The sequence below is a fragment of the Caballeronia fortuita genome, from assembly GCF_001544835.2.
In the GTDB taxonomy this organism is placed as follows: Bacteria; Pseudomonadota; Gammaproteobacteria; order Burkholderiales; family Burkholderiaceae; genus Caballeronia; species Caballeronia fortuita.
Map to the genome: position 1 here is coordinate 22617 of NZ_FCNX02000017.1, position 19396 is coordinate 42012.

At 62.5% G+C, this 19396-nt stretch carries 11 protein-coding genes; 2 read left to right on the top strand and 9 right to left on the bottom strand.

What is annotated here, in order from left to right; all coding sequences use genetic code 11:
* Positions 1–34: 34 nt before the first annotated feature.
* The 6 genes from AWB77_RS27405 to AWB77_RS27425 form a co-directional block, all read right to left on the bottom strand.
* Positions 35–2386, bottom strand: coding sequence for a polysaccharide biosynthesis tyrosine autokinase (locus AWB77_RS27405; RefSeq protein ID WP_061137612.1), 2352 nt, complete (start codon positions 2384–2386; stop codon positions 35–37).
* A 473-nt stretch (positions 2387–2859) separates the two neighbouring features.
* Positions 2860–3957 (bottom strand): glycosyl hydrolase, encoded by a 1098-nt coding sequence (locus tag AWB77_RS27410; RefSeq protein WP_061137730.1) that lies wholly within the window; start codon positions 3955–3957, stop codon positions 2860–2862.
* A 75-nt stretch (positions 3958–4032) separates the two neighbouring features.
* The gene (locus AWB77_RS27415; RefSeq protein ID WP_061137613.1) at positions 4033–5112 is read right to left on the bottom strand and encodes a glycosyltransferase family 4 protein; all 1080 of its coding nucleotides are present in this window, start codon (positions 5110–5112) and stop codon (positions 4033–4035) included.
* A 10-nt stretch (positions 5113–5122) separates the two neighbouring features.
* The gene (locus tag AWB77_RS27420) at positions 5123–6277 is read right to left on the bottom strand and encodes a glycosyltransferase (RefSeq protein ID WP_061137614.1); all 1155 of its coding nucleotides are present in this window, start codon (positions 6275–6277) and stop codon (positions 5123–5125) included.
* 564 nt (positions 6278–6841) lie between these two features.
* On the bottom strand, positions 6842–7003 hold the full coding sequence (locus AWB77_RS36165) for a hypothetical protein (protein WP_157694930.1): 162 nt from the start codon (positions 7001–7003) through the stop codon (positions 6842–6844).
* Between the two features lie 297 nt (positions 7004–7300).
* The gene (locus AWB77_RS27425) at positions 7301–8581 is read right to left on the bottom strand and encodes a flippase (protein WP_061137615.1); all 1281 of its coding nucleotides are present in this window, start codon (positions 8579–8581) and stop codon (positions 7301–7303) included.
* A 615-nt stretch (positions 8582–9196) separates the two neighbouring features.
* Here AWB77_RS27425 and AWB77_RS27430 point away from each other — a divergent pair.
* Together AWB77_RS27430 and AWB77_RS27435 are read left to right on the top strand one after the other, a co-directional pair.
* The gene (locus tag AWB77_RS27430; RefSeq protein ID WP_244158667.1) at positions 9197–10321 is read left to right on the top strand and encodes a sensor histidine kinase; all 1125 of its coding nucleotides are present in this window, start codon (positions 9197–9199) and stop codon (positions 10319–10321) included.
* A gap of 62 nt (positions 10322–10383) precedes the next feature.
* Positions 10384–11748 carry a hemolysin family protein gene (locus AWB77_RS27435; protein ID WP_061137616.1) on the top strand — a complete coding sequence of 455 codons (1365 nt, stop codon included), beginning with the start codon at positions 10384–10386 and terminating at the stop codon, positions 11746–11748.
* Positions 11749–12375: 627 nt separating this feature from the next.
* Here AWB77_RS27435 and treY read toward each other — a convergent pair.
* From treY to treZ, 3 genes are read right to left on the bottom strand one after another with little or no spacing between them, the layout of a single operon-like run.
* Positions 12376–15294: a malto-oligosyltrehalose synthase gene (gene treY, locus AWB77_RS27440; RefSeq protein ID WP_061137617.1), complete on the bottom strand. Its 2919-nt coding sequence runs from the start codon at positions 15292–15294 to the stop codon at positions 12376–12378.
* Entirely contained in the window at positions 15291–17486 is a 2196-nt protein-coding gene (gene malQ, locus AWB77_RS27445) for a 4-alpha-glucanotransferase (protein WP_061137618.1), read from the bottom strand. The genes treY and malQ overlap by 4 nt, the downstream gene beginning before the upstream one ends.
* Complete coding sequence (gene treZ / locus AWB77_RS27450) at positions 17483–19381, bottom strand: malto-oligosyltrehalose trehalohydrolase (protein WP_061137619.1); 1899 nt, start codon at positions 19379–19381, stop codon at positions 17483–17485. The genes malQ and treZ overlap by 4 nt, the downstream gene beginning before the upstream one ends.
* Positions 19382–19396 lie beyond the last annotated feature (15 nt).

The window sequence follows — 19396 nt, forward strand, 5'->3', positions numbered from 1 at the left end:
CTTTCAACCGCTGCGCTTCATTATGCGCGCGCGGTCAACTCATCGACTTGAACGTGCTCGTATAAGCGGCCGCATAACCATAACTGCGGCGGTTGCTCGGACGGCGCGGGATTGCGTTAAACACAGAGCCGACGAGCCTGCCGCCCGAACGCTGCACCTTCTTCACGGTTTCCTCGATCTCTTCCTCGCTCTGGATGCCCGAACGCAGCACGAGCACGGTCGATCCCGCATCGCTCGCGACGATCGCCGCATCGGTCACGACGAGGAACGGCGGCGTATCGACGATCACGAGATCGAACTGCTCGCTCATATTCGCGAGCATGTTGCGGAAGCCCGGCATCATCAACAGTTCGGACGGATTCTCCGGATAGCCGCCGCACGACATGAACGACAGTCCCGGCACCCCGACATAACGGATCGCATCGCTGAGCGCGAGTTCGCCCTTCAGCACATCCGACAGACCGCCCGGATTCGACTGCTTGAAGAAAGACGCAATGTGGCCACGGCGCATGTCGCCGTCGATCAGCAGAACGCGCAGGCCGATTTCCGCAAGCAGCACGGAGAGATTCGCCGCGACGAAGCTCTTGCCCGCCGACGGAATCGGGCCCGTCAGCATGACGATATTGTTCGGCGCATTCGCGAGATCGCGATACAGCTCGGTACGCACCGCGCGCAGCGCTTCGACCGCCGGATCGTGCGGATAGCGCGTGGCGAGCACGCGGGCGTCGCGATCGGTGTCGGCGACGTGCGGCATCGCAAAAGCATCGTGCTCCGGCAGATGGATATGCGGCAGCGCCTTCGGCGCTCCGCCGGTCTGCGCGCCGGAGTAGGTGAGCGGCGCATGCTCCACCGGCGAGACCGCGATCTCGTGATCGAGCATCGCCTGTTGACGGCTGTACAGCACTTCGCCCAGCACGGGCACCGAGAGACGGCGCTCGACGAACATCGGATCGGTCACGCCGATCATCGCGTGGCGGCGCAGGAAGATGAAGAACGTGCCGATGAAGAAGCCGAGGCCCGTGCCCGCGGCGATCACGAGCGTCTTGTTCGGCTTCACCGGACGATACGGACGCAGCGCGTTATCGACGATATGCGCGCCGCCGCTCGTGCTCGCGCGCCGCACGGAAAGCTCTTGCGCCTTGTTCACCATGCCCATGTAGATGGTTTCGGCCACGCGCGCATCACGCGTGAGCGTTGCGTTCTGGCGTTCGGAAGAGGGCATGCTGTCGAAGCGCTGCTGAATCTGCTTGTTCGATGCTTCGAGTTCCGCGATCTGCTGATCGAGATTGACGACCTGCGGGCTGGTCGGCTGGAAGCGTTGCAGCAACTGCGTGCGTTGCAGCTTGAGCGTCGCGAGCTGCTGCATCGACGTGATGCTGCCTTGCAGATACGCCTGCGCTTCGTTGAGCGGCGTCACCGACTGCGACTTCGAGCGGAACGCGCTCAGGTTGCTTTCCGCGCGACGCAGATCGCTTTCGAGGCGCGGCAATTCTCCGCGAATGAATTCGAGCGTCTTGGTGTCGTTCGCCTGACGCGCCTGCACAGCGGCGTTCAGATACGCCTGGCCGAGCGCGTTGGCGACATCGGCAGTGAGCGCGGGATCGTCGGCGTTGAAGGTAATCTGCACGACGCCCGTGTCCTTCGCGGACTCGGCGACCTTCATCGACTTCTTCATCAGCGCGATGGCGTCGAGCGTGTTGAGACGCGTCACGTCGAAGTGCACGCCGGGATGGCCGAGCGCGCTGTTGACGAGAATCGACACACCATTAGCCGATGCCGGACGACCGATCGTGCCGCGCAGGAGCATCTCGCCGTCGGGGTCGCGCAACTCGTACTGATTGTTCTCGAGCAGCACGAGATCGAGCTTCTGGTCTTCGAGCGCCGGCGGCACGTCGAGACGGCCGATCTGCAGCGACTCGCCGCCCCACGCATACGAATGCATGCCGAACCACGCGGGCGCGAGATGTCCCTTCTTCGCAAAGACTTCCGCGATCTGGCCGAGCACGGGGAACGTATCCGGCTTGACCTTGATGTCGAAGTGGAACTGGTTCACGACGGGCTCGAGCACCGAGCGGCTCTGCATCACCGAAATTTCGGCGGGCGCGAGCTGCGTGGCCGTCGGCTGCGACTGCTGCATCTGCGCCGCGTTCTGCGGCGCGATGCCGAGCGCGTTTGGATCCGGCGGATCGACGCGCACGACGACATCCGACGAATAGATCGGCTTGGCTAGAAAGGCATAGGCGGTCGCAAGCGCCGCAGTGATCCCGATGAACAGGAAGAGCATGCCAAGGTGATCGCGCAGGAGCCTGAGCATGTCGCCCGCGGTAAATTCACCGTCGTCCTTGCCAGGGCGCGAGGATCCGGAATTGACATAGAGGGTGTTCAAAGGCGCGTCCTCAGTTCGATAAGTTGAGCGTTGTTTCCCGGGCCGAGAAAAAAACAGAAAGCCCGCGCGACAAGTCCGCGGTACGTCCTACGTGATGTGATCCGGCGCGTGGCCGTCGGAACTTCCAGACTAAAGACGCGAGAGGGCTCGCATGACGAAGCACAGCGGCTTGTCGGCGTGCAATCGCATTGAGAAGCACGTTTAGAAGCACGCTTCGTGCCTCGAAGCCGCGCCTCGTGATTCGGCGGATGAAGCTCGCGAATCCCTGCATGAATCGCTTGCGGTCAAACGATACGTCGAGTCCGGAAAAGATGGCGTCGAGCCTATCTTCCGGATGCAAACTGCACGCGTCTGTTAAGTACCGAACGTAACGCGCGCGGTAGGGTTGGGCATGCCACTTGCGCGAAAGCATTTTCACGCGATAATCGCCGGTTGCGCGCATGGTTCATTCGTAACATGAAAAGATGGAATTCTCATGGCATCGGGTTGGCCTTGATGAAGTCACGTACGGTATCGAAGCGTGATTTGCGCGTTTTACCGTCGTCGTGGATCACGCCGTAGTTGCCATCGCCGCCGAAGCGCTGATCGTCGTATAGCTCGTACAAGGTCACGTTCTGAATGTTGTAAGTCTTCGCGAGCGACACGAATCCCTTCAACGCATCCTTGCCGACGAGATAGCCGCCGGGGTCCGCGTGCGTCGGCCGGACGCCGTATTCGGTAATCCAGATCGGCTTGCCGTAACTGTCGCGCAGGCGCTCCAGCACGTTGACCTTCTTGTCGCCGGCCGCCGTGATCGAGCCCATGTTCGAGTACCAGTGCCACGCGGTGATGTCCCATTGGGGAATCGGATGGCCGCGCGTGCCGTCCGGCTGGGTGCCTGCATACAGCATGTCGGTGAAGCCGTAATGCAGCCAGCTGAACGACGTGAGCAGGATTTTCGCGTCAGGATTCGTCTCGCGGATGCCTTTGATGAGACCGAGGATCGACCCGCGCGCCTTCGTGAACATCGCGTTGTCATAGTCCTTTGGATGCTCGCCGCTGCGGTCCGATCCGAGGATGGTCCAGTTATCGTATTCGTTGCCGACCTGATAGTACGTAACGAGGCCTTTCAGAACACGCCCGGCGGTCTTGCCGAGCGCATAGCCGCGCTCGAAGGTTTCCTGTTCGTTTGCGCGCTTCTCCGGCTCGAAAGGTGTGACGAGCGCGAGCACGCCGATGCATTGCTTCGCCGCGGCGCGAGCGAAATCGGCGACCATGTGTGCGCTCGTTTCGCTCGATACATCTTGCGCGTACATCGTGACACCGAGATCGCGGAGTTGTGAAATCTGCAAGTCGTAGTCACTCGTGCCGTAAGCACCGTGGTGTTCCAGATGTCCGGCGATGCCGTAGAACACGCCTTTCGACTCGTTGCCGCACGCGATCTTCGGCGCGGCCGTGCTCACCGCATGTCCCTTACCGCTCGCCGACGGACTGCTGTGATAGGCATCGGACGAGCCGCTGCGCGCATAGATCAGCACCGACGCGCAGCATAGCGCACCAAAGAGGGTTACCGCGGCCAACAAAGTTCGCATCGACGTTCGGGCCTCATGAAAGTGCGCGCCGCACTTCGGCGCGCACATCGTAACGATTTGACGCCGCCGCTTGTCTCACGGCTTGTCGATGAACTGCTTCAGCAGTCGCGCGCTTTCGGTCCAGCGAAACCGTTCCGCATGCGCGAGACCGCGACGCTTGAGGTCTTCGCTCAGTTCAGGCGAATCGAGCAGCTCGCGCAGCTTGCCGGAGATATCTTCGACCGAGTACGGGTCGCAATAGATCGATGCATCGCCGCACGTTTCGGGCAATGCGGCAGCACGGCCGACGAGCGTCGGGCAGCCGTTGCGCATGGCTTCGAGCGGCGGAATGCCGAAGCCTTCGTAAATTGAAGGATAGAGGAAGCACGCCGCATTCTGGTAGAGCGCGCGCAGCTTTTCATCGCTCACGTAGCCCGCCTGCTTGATGTTCGGCGCGCTCGACAGATCATGCGCCTTGCCAAAGATCGCGGCATTCTTCATACCGACGATCACGAGATCGATTGACGGATCGTTCAGACGCATGAAGGCTTCGACGAGGCGCTTGAAGTTCTTCGTCGGATTCATGCTGCTTACCGCGAGCACGTAACGCCGGTTCGTCAGATCCAGTTCATCGATGACGGACACATCGGGCGTGATGTGATCGAGGTGATCCGCTGCGAGCGGCACCACGCCGATACGCTCGGCAGGCACGCCGACATGATGCGCGAGCCGGTCGCGCGAAAACTTCGAATTGGTCAGCACGCAGCTCGACGTGCGCGCGAGAATCCAGAACATCACGTGATACCAGGTGCGGAACTTCCACGAGAAGTGCGCGGGCGTATCGAACACGGCGGCATCGTGCATGTAGATGATCTGGTTCGCGCGAAAGATCGAACCAGAGTTCGAAAGATTCACGATGCGCGATCGTCCCGCAAAGAGCGGCAACACGATCTGCTCCCAGAAGACGCCCTTGCCGAAGCCGAGCTTGACGTTCTCGACGCCCTGCACGGGATCGAGCCCGGTTTGCGGCGGCACCGCGAGCGTCACATGCGCGCCTTGCGGCAACTGGCCGAGCGCGGCGACGAGTTCGCGCGCGACGCGCTGCACGCCGGTGGTCTTCTGGCTCGTAAAGCGGCCGTTATATACGAGCTTGGTCGTGGCGATTGATGTGTCCATGTGCGGGGCGTCAGAACTGGGAATCGGAGCTGGTTTCATACGAGGCGGCCTCTTTTGCACGGAGCGGTTCCCGCGTGTGCCTGTCGGAACCGAACTCGTACATCGAGAGCCATTGACGGAAGATCGCGTCCATCGAGAATCGCTTGCTTGCTGATGCCCGCGCCGCGGCGCCCATGCGTGCGCGCAGCGCCGGATCGTCGCGCAGGATCGCGATGTACTTCGCCATCTCTTCAACGCTCGATGCGACGAAGCCCGTCCCGCCGTGCTGCACGACATCGCGATTGCCGACGACATCGGTCACGACGGCCGGAATGCCCGCGACCTGCGCTTCGATCAACGCGATCGGCATGCCTTCCCATCGCGATGTCTGCACGTAAATATCGAGTCCCGATGTGAGTTCGAGCGCACGATCGCGCGTGACCCAGCCGCTGCACGATACCGCGCCGTTCGGCGTGCCCGCCGGCAACTCGCTCTCGTTGCCGCCGATCCAGAGGAAACGCACGGACGGATCGCGCAGGTCGGTCGCGAGCTTCACGAACGCTTCGTGATTCTTCTGGAACATCGCGCGGCCGCTCATGCCGATGAGCAAGCCATTGACGTCGGTATCGATGCGCGGCGGAATCTCCGTCACGTTGACGCCGTTCTCGATCATGCGAGCACGCCGCGCACGCATCTTCGTTTCGATCTCCGACAGCTCGCTTTTCGAGCACGCGACGATGGTGCCGCCCATCTTCGCGGCGATGCGCTCGAAGCTCAGATAAGCGAACTGCTTGGCGGACGATACGTCGCGCCGCAGGAACGCAAGGCCGTGCGGCGAATAGAACACGCGTGCACGCGGCGCGGCGATGCGCGCGGCCGCGCGGCCGAGCACGCCCGCCTTCGACGAATGCAGATGAATCACCGACGGATCGCACTCCTTCAACTTGCGCGCGAGGCTCCACAAACTCGTCAGGTCGTTCTTCACGCTCACTTCGCGGAACATGCTGACGTAGGTGAGCTTTACCGCCGGATGAAAGAGCTTTGCGAAGTTGTCGGGCGTTTCCTGCCGGATGGAATGAAGGATCGTTACGCCGACGCCTGCAGCCGCCGCCCGATTCGATAGCTGCGTCAGCATGGATAGCACACCGCCGCCGAAGGCTTCGGTGATATGGACGATCTCTTTCATGTTCAGCTCTTCAATTGGCGTCCCGCCGAGCACCCGCGGCGCAACGCAATGAGAAGGAATGGTCTGGTCGTATGAATTTGACGTGACACGTTCGCGCAAGGCAAACGCATCCGCGGCGGCATGCGTGGCCACCTTCAGGAACGCGTCAAAAACCGGGATTTGCGTGCTGCGGTACTAAACGCGCGGTCAAACGAGCGCGAGAAATACACACGAGATCCGGCGTAGCATTACTCGTTCCTTGAGAACAGGGATGCAAGCGATCCCTCGCAGGCTCGAACACGAACCTTGATTTATCTGCCGCGAGTTCCCGGACCAGGTCAACCTGGCCGGACGGGCGCCCCGATGTCGGTCTTTGCGAAGGTCATTCCGCGTCACGCCTCGGTATGCAGATCAGCCCGTAAAGCAGCATTTTCCGCAGCGGACGTAAAGCCGATAGGTCGTAGATCAAAGATCAGCGCTTCTCAAGGCCGGAAGTGCAGAGCGGCTTGAGCACGCCTCCCGGTCCTTACCGTAGACGTCATCGACGTCAGCCATGTTGCGCTGACCAATAAGGACGGGTGAAGATTATTTCGTAGCGGCGGCATTCTGCTGAGCAATCGCCCATTCACAGATCTGCAGGAGAATTTGCAGATCCTTGAGCGGTACCGCAACCGACTGCATGCGCAGGCTCGCGGCCTGATCGGCCAGCTTTTGCACATGCTCGATCGACATTTCTTCTGTTTCCATTCGGCAGGCTCTCTAAATTGAACACTGTTCGTACCAATAAGATATCGGTTCGAACTGCGGAGGTCGGTTCGTTGACTCACATACTTAAATGCAACTTTAGGGTATTGCGCCAGTCGAACGCGCCCATTGCGCATTTTAAAGGCAGACAAAAAGTTTGCTTGAAGAAAGTAAATCGATAACTGCGTTACCAAATAGAATCACTTGTTACTTTTTATAACACGCCAATTTCACATTAATGTGTAAGCGCGCATAAGTGATGCTCGAAACCTCATAAGCCAAAGCGTATTTCGCATAAGGTCAGGTGGTTTCCGATCCCGCACTGCCGGTGATCGGACGCGCACGCCTGAGCAACGGCACGCCTTGCAGATGCAACGTGAACGCCATCGCCGCGGCCACGAGCGTCTCGACGACCAGCACCGTGGCGGCTGCGCCTTGTTCGCCGAACAGCTTCGCCAGCACGGCAAGCAGGCTGAAGTTCAGCACCGCGGACGCCATCAGCACACGGCTGAACTGCGCCTTCATGCCGAGCGGAAGCATGGTCTGAACCCCGAAGAGATCCGTGAGTCCGACCATCAACGGCACGAACGCCATCCAGCGCAACACCTCTACGGTAGGCAAGAACTTCGGTCCATACAAGAGTTTTACCGCAAGAGGCGCGCCGAAAAAAATACAAACCGAGATCAGCGATACGATCAGACCTTGCACGACGAACATCTTGCGTAGAAAAGCGAAGGCATCGTCCTTGGCATGATGCATGAGAAAGCTCACGCGCGGATACGCTGCGGTCTTTAGTGGCTGAAGCATGTTCAAGGCCGCGCGGATGAGCTTGTCGCCCGCGGCGAAATAGCCTGCCGCCACATTGCCCGAGATGAACGTCAGCAGCACGATGTTGCTCGATGCATAGATATCGACGATCGACGTCGCGATGAACACGCTCCATCCATCCTTCAGACGCGCGCCGATGGTCTTCAGCGACACGCGCACGAAGTCGATCTCGCGCCGGAAATAAAGGTACGTGCAAATAGCGATGCCGGAGACGAGCGGCACGAGCGCATTGACGGCCATGGCGATATAGACATCGTCATGCTCGCGCACGAAGAGATACATCGCGGGAATGCTGAGCGCACGTCCGATGAATACGAACAGGCTCAACATGCCGAGATCTTCGATGCCCTGAAAGTACCACGTCGGAATGAGCATCGCACCGACGGCCTGACCATAGCCGATGATGAGCAGTTCGCGATTCTCTTCAAGATAAGGTATGAAGGACGTCAGCACGATCACGACAAAAAACCCTGCTACAGCGAGAGCGGCTTGCGTGAGGATGGTTTCCCAGAAGATCTTCGAGCGCATCTCGCGGCTCTCGCGGTTGATCGAGATCTTCGGTGTTGCGGTCAGCGAGAAGCTGTAATTCGTGATCGAAATGAAATAAGCGATGAAAGCCAGACCGAATGACAGGCGTCCATATCCGCTCGGACCGAGGACGCGCGCGAGCCACGGCAGCGTCAGAAGCGGCGCGAGATACGTGGACATCTGCAACGTCATCAGGATCGTGAAGTTCTTTCGAAATGAAGCCATTGAACGGTTTTTCCCCGGCTGGAGCGCAGCGTGATTTTATGACTATGACGCAACGGATACGAACCCTGCAGGCTCGCTCGCTACGAGTGAGCCATTGCGTGACAACGCCGTGTGCGAATAGTTTCGCTCGTGCGTCTTGCCGTCGAAGCGGCGCGGGCCAAAGAGGTGCGCGCGCTCGAGTCCTGGCCTGACATCGACGCGCGGATAATGAAGGCAACGCGCCGGTTCCGGACCGTGAAGAGATCCGGAGAAAGCGCAAAGTGTATGCCAAAAAATATTTAACGATGTAAACCCGAATTCGTCAGTGGGATGGCACACGCAAATTCGCTGTGAACACGCGATCGTTCGGTTGAAATTTGCGGCGGGTGCTGGTAGACGCACATACGCGCGCGGCACATACGCGCGCGATGATGCCCCCGCGTTCCGCCGTGCACGTGGATTGCTGGAAGCGGCGCAGCGAGGCGCAGATAAAAGCGAAGTGCGCCGCTACCGTATGCGTCTTAGGCGCTCACATATAATGATCTGCACGGCTTTGCCCGCGCATCCGTTTGGTTTGCGCGCACCGGGCTCCCGCGACCTCCACCTCAACACCGACACACGCAAGGATCCATAACCGTGACAACGTCTTTTTCCAGTGCGGTCGAACCTGAAGGCGACGAGTCCTTCGATGCGGCCGTCGCGGGAAACGACGGCGTGCTGGTGCTCGACGCCGCCCAGCGATGCCTTTCCGCAGACGCCGTCCTCGCTCATCTCTTCGATCTCGATCCCGCCGCGCTCAGCGGCCGCGCACTCGCCGATACGTCCTTGCCCCGTCCGCTGGTCGCCGTGCTCGCCGAAGCGGCCGATGCCGCGCTGGCCGGCAACGGGACGCGCCGCGCGCACGTAACGTTGAGCGAGGCCGACGCGCCGCGCGCCTTCTCGATCATCGCGCTGCCGGGCCCCGATTGCGTGACGCTGATCGTGTCCCCGGCAGCGGGCGCGTCGGATGCGGGGCAGGGCGTTGCGGACCGCATCGCCCATCTGCGTGCCGAAGCTGCGCTCTTCATGCGCGACCATGTGCTCTCGGTCGTGTCGCACGATCTGCGCGGGCCGCTCAACGCGATTCATAGCTGGGGTTACGTGCTCGAACGCAAGGTAGACGCCAACGATCCCGCCGCGCAGCGCGCGCTCGCGGGCATTCGCTCGGGCGTCGAACAGCAGGTGAAGCTGATCGAACAATCGGTCGATACGACGCGCGCGGAAACCAAGGCGCTGCAGGTCGCGCTCGCGCCCGTCGCGGTGCGTCCGCTTCTGGAGAAGAGCGCGTCGCTCGCGCGTGCCGGCGTCGCGCGCGCGCGAAACGTGACCATCGAAATCGAATCGCCGCTCGCGGAAGAGCAACTCGAAGGCGATGCCGAGCGCCTCTTGCAGACACTCTGGCTCATGCTCGCGTTCGCATCGGAGGCGAGTCCGGCGGGCGCGACGGTGCGCGCGTCGAGCAATATCGAAGGCAGCATGTGGCGCACGGATGTGCGTTTCACGGTATCGGCGCAGGCATTGGGCGATACCTCATCGCCGCATGTGCTCGAAGCATTCGCGCGCCGTCAGGCCCTGGAGCCGCGCGAGGGCGGACGCATCGCGTGGGGGCTTGCGCTGTGCAAGCGCGTGTCGGAGGCGCATGGCGGCGCGTTCGAGCATGGCGATATCGTCGATAACGCGGACGTGACGCTGTCGGTGCGCGTTCCGGTCGCAGGGATGTGAATTTGACTTTCGATCAGCTGTCACCCATATACTGACGCTTTCCACTTTCGAAGAGAGTTGCTTTGGCTCAGGTTGTCGCGCTGATCGGCGCATTGTTGCTCGTCGCGTTGAATGGCTTCTTCGTCGCGGCGGAGTTCGGGCTCGTCAAGCTGCGGCCCACGCGTGTGAAGGCGATCGCGCGCACCAACGGCTTGCCCGGCCGCCTGCTCGCGAAGGTGCACGGGCAACTCGACGCCTATCTGTCCGCGTGCCAGCTCGGCATCACGCTCGCATCTCTCGGGCTTGGCTGGATCGGCGAACCGGCGTTCGCGACGCTTTTGCATCCGCTCTTTGCGCTGCTCGGCGTCGAGTCGGAGAAGCTGATCGATTCCATTTCGCTCTTCTTCGCGTTCACGGTCATATCGTTCCTGCATATCGTCGTCGGCGAGCTTGCGCCTAAGTCGTGGGCCATCCGTCGCGCGGAGCAGGTCGGCCTGTGGCTCGCGACGCCGCTCTACGGCTTTTACTGGCTGATGTATCCGTTCATCTGGGTGTTGAACACGAGCGCGAATTTCGTGCTGCGTTTGTTCGGCATCTCGGGCGAGCATGGTCACGACGCGCATTACTCCACCGACGAACTCAAGCTGATCCTGCGCGGCCGGCGTCATGGCGGCGGTTCGTCGTATAACGAGGACGAGTGGAACACGATCGCGCATTCGCTCGACTTCAGTCGCATGACGGTATCGGACCTGATGCGTCCGGCACATGAACTCGTCGGACTACGTAATGATTTGCCGATGCGCGATAACCTCGCTGTCATTGCGCGGCATCGCTTTTCGCGTTATCCGCTTTTTGCCGATGCGTCGGGCGAGCGCGTGATCGGCATGATCCATTTGAAGGATTTGCTGCTGGCGGGCGATGGCGGCGCGCGCGGTTTCGACTTCAGCTTTTCGAAGGATGCCGCCGGGAAGATCGACAAACTGTCGCGCCATGTCCGGCCGGTGCAGTATGTCGCGCCGAATTTGTCCGCGCTCGAATTGTTCCGGCGCTTTCGCAAGGGCGCGCCGCATCTCGCGATCGTGGGGCGCAAGGGGGCGAAGCCGATCGGCTTCATCACGCTCGATAACTTGCTTGGCGCGCTCGTCGGGCAGATTCACGACGAGTTCCGTCAGGGCGATGCGGATTGGTCGCGGATGGATGACGGCACGTTGATGGGCAAGGGGAGCCTGCCGGTGGTGTCGCTCGAGCGCGCGCTCGGGATCGATATCGATGAAGGCCGCGCGGAGTCGGTGGGCGGGCTTGTTATCAATGCTCTGGGCGATTTGCCCACCGAAGGGCAACGGGTCGAGTTCGATGCTTTCGATATCGTGGTCAAGAAGATGAAGGGGCCGAGGATTGTTTTGGTGCGGGTTTATCCAAGGGAGGAGGCGCTGGAGGAGGCTGAGTGATTTTTTTATCGCCGGATCCCGTTTTGTTGTTGGTTTATTAGCGCTGCCCCTGTGCGGGGCGGCAGTCACTTTCTTTGCTGCTGCAAAGAAAGTAACCAAAGAAAGCAGCTTTTCAAGCCCGCGGTCACACGCACGTTGGGTAGTTCTCTCGTCCCAAGCGGCACTCGCCTAAAGAGTGCCACCAAAGGACTAACGGGGCTTGGATCGCGCACGGTCTGACTAGCCGCAACGTCAAGGGTGCTGGTTCAGCACGAAAGAGCATCGGCACAGCGCTGCGCGCTGCCGTTGGGTATGCGACGGAAACCATCGAAGAAGAAGCACGCGCAAACCCGACTGACCCATCGGCCGCGAAGCCGGCAGGAGCTATCTGGTGCTGAGCCAACGGGCCACGCGGCGCGATGTGTCAGACCGTGCGCGAGCCAAGCCCGGTGATTGTGATGAGGGCACTCGTTAGGCGAGTGCCACCAGGGTCGAGAGAACTACTCAACGTGCGTATGACCGCGGGCGTGACAGAAGCTGCTTTCTTTGGTTACTTTCTTTGCAGCAGCAAAGAAAGTGACTGCCGCCCCGCACAGGGGCAGTGCTAATAAACCACAAAGAAACCGGGATCCTGCGATAAAAAGAACCTCAAGACCGCGGCACGCCCTCTTCGACAAGCAAAGCCACCGGCATAACCCCCAGCGCATCGCGCAGGAACAGCCTATCCCCATCGGCCTTAGGCGCATTGGGGCTCAACCAATCGAACAGCGCCCGCGAATGAAGCGCCTCGGGCAACACGATCGACGTATCTCCCCATCGATCGGCGTCAACAAGCGGCACATCGCGCCCGACGTTTAACAACGGCGCCGCAAGCCGCGTCGCGATCACGATGGCAAACGCGCTCCCCGCATGTCGCGCATAGGCAACCACCCGCCCCGCATGCTCGCCGTGCACTTCGAGCGGCAAATACTCGCCCTGCGCGAACAGCGACTCGCAATGCTTGCGCAACGCCAAAGCGCGCCGCACGATAGCAAGCTTCACACGGCCGTCGCGCCAGTTCGCCAACTGCTCCGAAGGCGGGCCTTGCTCTTCGATCTCGGCAAGCCACTTGCGACGCAATTCGTAGTCGACAGGCCGGCGATTGTCGGGATCGACGAGACTGAAATCCCACAACTCCGTGCCCTGATAAAGATCCGGCACACCCGGCGACGTCAGCCGCAGAAGCGTCTGCTGAAAACTGTTGATCGCGCCGAGCGGCCCGATGCGCCTAACGAAGGCCGATAACTCCCGCAAGAAACCATCGCGCCGCTGCGGTGCGACGATATCGAACAGGAAGTCCTTGCACGCGTTCTCATACGCCTCGTCGGGCGCAAACCAGCTCGTGCGCAGCTTCGCCTCGCGCAACGCCTTCAACTGCCATCCCGCGACACGCTCGGCAAGCGCATGCACGCCCGCTTCGTCGCCGGGATCGAGCGTGGTCGGCCAGCAGCCGACGAGCGTCTGATACAGCATCGCTTCCGCCGCCGGCCCCGGCGCCCAGTCGTCGGCTTGTCCGTTACTCGATCCGCGTCGCAACGGCGTATTCAACGTCGACCATTGCCTGAGCGTCGCGGCCCATTCGTCGGGAATTTCGCTCAGCGCCGCGATGCGCGCGCGCACGTCCTCGCCGCGCTTGTGGTCGTGCGTGGCCGTGCAGAGCATCGCGTGCGGGAACGCATTGAGACGCTCGCGATTGCACGCGTGAAACGTATCGACGGACAACGCGAACTCGCCCGGATCCGCGCCGACTTCGTTGCGCGAAATCAGGCGTCCGTACCGATAGCACGCCGTATCCTCGACGGCCTTCGCCGCCACCGGCGACGTCAGTTGCGAGAACAGCGTCTGCGCCGCGCGACGCTGTGACCCGCTCGACGGCGGCGGGGTCTGCCCCGTCTGCGCCTGATTGCGATCACGCTCGCGATTGCCGCGCTCCGCCGCGCGATCCCGTCCGCGATCCGGACGTTCGCCACGCTCCGGCTGAGGCGCTTCGTCCGGCAGCTTGCCGCCAAGCCATTGCGCGACCTGATCGAGCACGACATGATCCGCCCGCGCGAGCACGCGACGCGCGGCTTCGAGCGCCTGCGCGAAGAAATGTTCGTCCTCGGAACTGCGCACGCCGCTCACCGGATAGATGCGATACACCGGAAACTGCACGACGAGTTCCGCGACCGCGCGCCTGATCGACGTAAAGGTGAAATCGCGCGTGGCCTGTGCATCGCGTGCGATGCGATGCAATGCGCGCGTCACGCGATCCAGCTCCGCCGACAGATTTTCCGCGAGAATCTTGCGCCGCGCGGCTAGGGCTTCGTCGGCGAAGCGTGCGCTTCTGCCGGTGATTTCGGCCCACAACGCCGCAAGCGGCTCCGCGCCCGCCGGATCGTGCAGCAGCGCGCCGACGTCGTTCATGAAGTCGTAGCCCGTCGTGCCGTCCACTTGCCAGTCGCGTCGCAACGGCTCGCCGCGCGCGAGAATTTTTTCGACGACGAAATACGTGCGCCCATTGTCATGCCGCAATGCCTCGGGCCGTTCCGTCGACAACTCTTCGAGCCGCGCGCGCAGGCGTTGACAGTACTCGCGCGGTTCGGCGAGACCATCGACGTGATCGACGCGCACGCCATCGATCAGCCCTTCGGTGAAGAGCCTGAAAATGAGCGCATGCGATGCCTCGAACACCTCCGGCCGCTCGACGCGCACGCCGCCGAGCGTGCTCACGTCGAAGAAGCGCCGCCAGTTCACTTCGTCGGCGGCGGTGCGCCACCATGCGAGCCGGTAATGCTGGCGTTCCAGCAGCCGATGCAGGCGCTCGCGTCTAGCCAATGTCTCCGGCGAATGCGCCGCGAGAATCGCCGCGATCGCGGCCCGTCCGCCCTCGGTCTGCGCGATGGTGACGAGCGCCGTGCGCGCATCGGCGGCGCGCGGCTGATCGGCAGGCTGCGTCGTCAGGCCGACGAAGCGCTGCGCGAGCTCGGGCGCTTCCTGGAACACGGCGGGATAATCGACCGGGCAGACCGGAAACACGTTCGAGTAATACTCGATGACGAAGCGCCCCTCGTCCGCGCGATACCCGAGCTTGATCTTGCCGCCCTGCAACTCCTCGCCGTAGGACGCACCGAGAAACGGCGCGAGCACTTTGCCGCGCAGCGCGGGATCGGGCGAGTGCCAGTCGACATCGAAGAAGCGCGCATGGGCGGCATGGCGGCCCCATTCGAGGATGTCCTGCCACCACGCGTTCTCCGAGCCGCCGACGCCCATGTGATTCGGCACGATGTCGACGATGAGCCCCATCTCGTGCGCGCGCAGCTTTTCGACGAAGCGCCGCAAGCCGTCTTCGCCGCCCAGTTCCGGATTGACCCGGGTATGGTCGACGACGTCGTAACCGTGCGTGGAGCCGGACGTCGCGGTCGTGATCGGCGAAACGTAGGCATGACTCACCCCGAGACGCGCGAAGTAATCCACGAGCGCGGCGGCATCGTCGAAAGTGAAGCCCTTGTGAAGCTGAAGCCTGAGCGTGGAACGCGGTACGGTCATGGTGATTCGGATTTCGATGTGGGTTCGTTCGGTTGCACGGAGCGCTTGCGCGCGGCATCGACAGCGAGCAGGCGGTCGGCGAAGGCATCGTCGAGAAACAGTTCGTCGACGGGCCGCGTCATGCGCCTTCTCCAGTTCGGATGCTCGTCGATGGAGCCGGGCAGATTCGGCTGCTCCGCGAGCCCGAGCAAGTCTTCGAGTGGATACGTGACGAGCGGCGCGGGCGTCGCGGCGACGAAGGCGAGGGCTTCATCGACGGGCGCATTGTCGATGTCGGGCGCATCCACGTCGTCCGGGGCGATGCCGGCGTCCTGGAACGCGCGCCACAAGTGCGCGCGATCGTCGCCGCGTTCCTCCATCGCCACTTCGACGGCGTCGCGGCCATCGTCACGCGCCATCGTCTGGCCGATCTTCGAGCGCCACACGATGTCCTCGCCGCGCCACCATCCAGTGACGGTCGGCAAGTCGTGCGTAGTCGTGGTCGCGGTCACGCCGCTATCCCATTCGCGCGGCGGCTTGAAGCCGGGGCCGTCTACTTCGCGCTCGAACCACAGCACACGAATGCCAAGCAAGCCGTGCTCCTGCAAGCGCTCCGTGAAGCCAGGCGGCACGGTGCCGAGATCCTCGCCGACCACGATCGCGCGATGCCGCCACGATTCGAGTGCGATCAGCCGCAGCAGGTCTTCGAGCGGATAGCGCAGATACGCGCCGTCCTTCGCGCTTTCGCCTTCGGGCACGAGCCAGAGCCGGCGCAAGCCGAGTATGTGATCGATGCGGATGCCGCCTGCGCACTTGAATGCGCAACGCAGCATGTCGATGAACGCAGAAAAGCCCTGCGTGCGCATCGCGCGCGGCGAGAACGTCGTGAGTCCCCACGACTGCCCGGCCTGATTGAAGAGATCGGGCGGCGCGCCGACCGACACGCCCGTCAGCATTTCATCGCGATACGACCATGCGTGGCTGCCCGCGCTGTCGCAACCGACGGCGAGGTCGGCGACCAGCCCGACGGCCATGCCCGCGTCTCGCGCGGCGTGCTGCGCGTGCATGAGTCCCTTCGCGGCAAGCCATTGCGTGAAGAGAAAGAAGTCGACTTCGCGGCGATTGGCATTCGCGAATTCTGTCACGGCTTCGCTGCGCGGATCGCGCAATGCTTCGGGCCAGTTGCGCCAGTGGCCTTCACCGTTTTGCGCGACCTGCGCGGCCTGCAGCGCTTCGAAGCGCGCATGATCTTCGAGCGGCCGGCCGCCTTCTTCGACGAATGCGGCGAAGTCCTTCGCGAAGGGCGAGTCGTGGTCTTCGGAAAAGCTGTCGAAGAGGGCGCGTAGTATCGCAAGACGCGCTTTCGATGCGCGCGGCCAGTCGATCAGCGTGAGACTTTCGAGTTCGACGAGTTCCTTCGCAAGGCCCGCTTTCTCGATCGCCGCGCGGGCCGCGGGCGCGCCGAGCACGGCCGCCGGATCGACGTGCGCGACATTGAAGAAGAGCCGCGACGACGGCGAATACGGGCTGAATTTGTTCGGCTCGGCGCTGAACATCGCGTGCATCGGGCTGATCGCGACCGCATGTCCGCCGCGCTTCGCCGTTTGCGTCGCCAGCGATGCAAGCGCCGTGAAATCGCCGATGCCGCCGTCGCCGTTGCGCCGCAAGCCATACACCTGCGCCGCGACGCCCCAGAGCGGCGGCGCGTTCGACGCGTCTTCATCGATGGTGCGCCACGCGTCGTCGACCGTGTAGCAGCGCGCGGGCGCAACCGCTAGCGTCGTCCGATGATCGTTGATGACGAGCGTGTGATAGCCCGGCTCCGCGATCGGCGAGAGCAGCGCGGTCTCGCCTTTGGGCGACGTGAAGCGCCCGTCGATCACTTCGCCGCTTTCAAGTTCGATGCGATAGCGCGCGCCCTGCTTCGCCGCCGACACGGGCAGCGCGATGCCGCGATCCACTTCGGCCGTGATGAGCGGCGGCAGCTTGCGCCCGCTCATCTCAGCGTCGACGGCAGCCAAGCTCTGCTTGAGCTGCGTGGCGTTGCCGCATGGCAGGCCGAGCTTTTCGAGCAGGATGCGCAGCGTCGTTTCCGGCACGCGCCGCGTGTTCTTGTGCGCGTCCTGCCATTCGATCTCGAAGCCCGCGCGCTCCGCGAGCGTTTCGATGCTGCTCACCGGACCCGTGCCCGTTTTTTTGACGGCGGCGCTCACGAGACTTTTCCTTCGGCGGACGCCGGTTCGAAGCGGCGCGCATCGTGCGCGATCGCGTATTCGTTGACTTCGCCCGATAGCCACGCGACGAACGTGCGTCCGGTCACTTCGCCGTCGCGCGCGCGATCCTGCGCGCGCGCGGGCGTCTCGAAGATGACCTTGCCCGGCGGCTGTTCTTTCAGCGCGACGGCCGTATCGCCGAGATTGAGCGCCACCGAAAGCGTTTCCCCGTCGCCGAGTTTCCAGCGCGCAACGAGCGCCTTGTCGCCGAGCACATCGGCGCCGAGCGATTTCGCGCCCTTCAGACGCGGTGTGACGAGCTTCGCGCGCACCGTCAGCGCCGAGCGATAGAAGTGCAGCCATTCGAGCCGGTCGATCTCGTCCTGCTTGTCGCTGATCTTCGGCGAGGACATGTCGAACGTCTTCTTGTCGTTCGGATCGGGAATCTGCGCGCGGCGCTTTTCGTCGCTGAACGCGGAGAACTTCGCGAATTCCTTGCGACGGCCTTCGCGCACGGCATCGGCGAGTTGATCGTGATAGTCGGTGAAGAAGAGGAACGGCTGCTTCGAGCCGTACTGCTCTTCCATGAAGAGCAACGGAATCTGCGGCGATAGCAGCAGAAGCGCGGTCGCGGCATAGAGCGATTCGTCGTCGGTCAGGGCGCGCAGGCGGTCGCCCATCGCGCGATTGCCGATCTGATCGTGGTTCTGCAGGAACATCACGAAGCGCGTGGGCGGCAGATGCGCGCTCGGTTCGCCGCGCGGCTTGCCATCGTGTATCGGCGACGGATCGCCTTGATAAGCGAAGCCTTCACTCAGAATGCGCGCGAGCTTGTCGATCGGCTTGTCGCAATACGCGCCGTAGTAGCTCTCGTCCTCGCCGGTCAGAAGAACGTGCAGCGTGTTGTGCGCGTCGTCGTTCCATTGGGCGTCGAAATGCGTTTCGAGCAGATTCGCCGTGTTGTGCTCATTCTCCAGCACGAGATGCACGTGACGGCCCGCTTCGACCGATGTGCGGATACGGTGCGCGAGTTCGCGCAGCCATTCGTCGTCGTTGATGGCGTGCACCGCGTCGAGGCGCAAGCCATCGAAACGATATTCGTTGAGCCAGTACAGCGCGTTGTCGAAGAAAAAATCGCGCACTTGCGGGCGCTCGAAGTCGATCGCCGGACCCCACGGCGTATCCACGCCTTCGCGAAAGAAGGTTTTCGCATACGCGTGCAGATAGTTGCCGTCCGGGCCGAAGTGGTTATAGACGACATCGAGAAAGACCATGAGGCCGAGACCGTGAGCGGTATCGACGAGCTGCTTGAGTTCCTCGGGCCGGCCATACGCCGAGTCGGGCGCGTAGGGCAGCACGCCGTCGTAGCCCCAGTTGCGCGTGCCGGAGAAATCGTTGAGCGGCATCAGTTCGATGGCCGTCACGCCGAGTTGCGCGAGTTCGGGCAGACGCGCGGTGACGCCCGCATAGCCGCCCATCGCGCCGACGTGCAGTTCGTAAAGCACGGTCTCTTCCCACGGCCGGCCGTGCCAGTTCGTGTGCGTCCAGCGGTACGCGCGCGGATCGACGACTTCGCTCGGGCCGTGCACGTCCTGCGGCTGAAAACGCGATGCGGGATCCGGCACCGCGAGGTCCTGGTCGAGCCGATATCGATACAGCGTGCCCGCGCCGCCATCGGCTTCGGCTTCGTACCAGCCGTCGCCGGTCGGCTGCATGTCGACGAGTTCGGGCGTGCCGCCCGCGCGCTGGATTTCCACTTGCACGGCATCGCGCGATGGCGCCCAGAAACGGAAACGCGTGCGCGGATTCTCGCGCCCGGCGCCCGTCAGATGAGCACCGAAGGGAAGGCAGTATGCATGTTGATGTTTGTGCGGATCGATCGGACGTTCGGACATGGTTTCGTGCCTGTA

What these genes read in the sequence shown, in the direction of transcription:
- AWB77_RS27425 (WP_061137615.1), bottom strand. Translation starts at nt 8,581, where the DNA reads ATGGCTTCATTTCGAAAGAACTTCACGATCCTGATGACGTTGCAGATG.
- AWB77_RS27415 (WP_061137613.1), bottom strand. Translation starts at nt 5,112, where the DNA reads ATGGACACATCAATCGCCACGACCAAGCTCGTATATAACGGCCGCTTT.
- AWB77_RS36165 (WP_157694930.1), bottom strand. Translation starts at nt 7,003, where the DNA reads ATGGAAACAGAAGAAATGTCGATCGAGCATGTGCAAAAGCTGGCCGAT.
- treZ (WP_061137619.1), bottom strand. Translation starts at nt 19,381, where the DNA reads ATGTCCGAACGTCCGATCGATCCGCACAAACATCAACATGCATACTGC.
- AWB77_RS27410 (WP_061137730.1), bottom strand. Translation starts at nt 3,957, where the DNA reads ATGCGAACTTTGTTGGCCGCGGTAACCCTCTTTGGTGCGCTATGCTGC.
- AWB77_RS27420 (WP_061137614.1), bottom strand. Translation starts at nt 6,277, where the DNA reads ATGAAAGAGATCGTCCATATCACCGAAGCCTTCGGCGGCGGTGTGCTA.
- treY (WP_061137617.1), bottom strand. Translation starts at nt 15,294, where the DNA reads ATGACCGTACCGCGTTCCACGCTCAGGCTTCAGCTTCACAAGGGCTTC.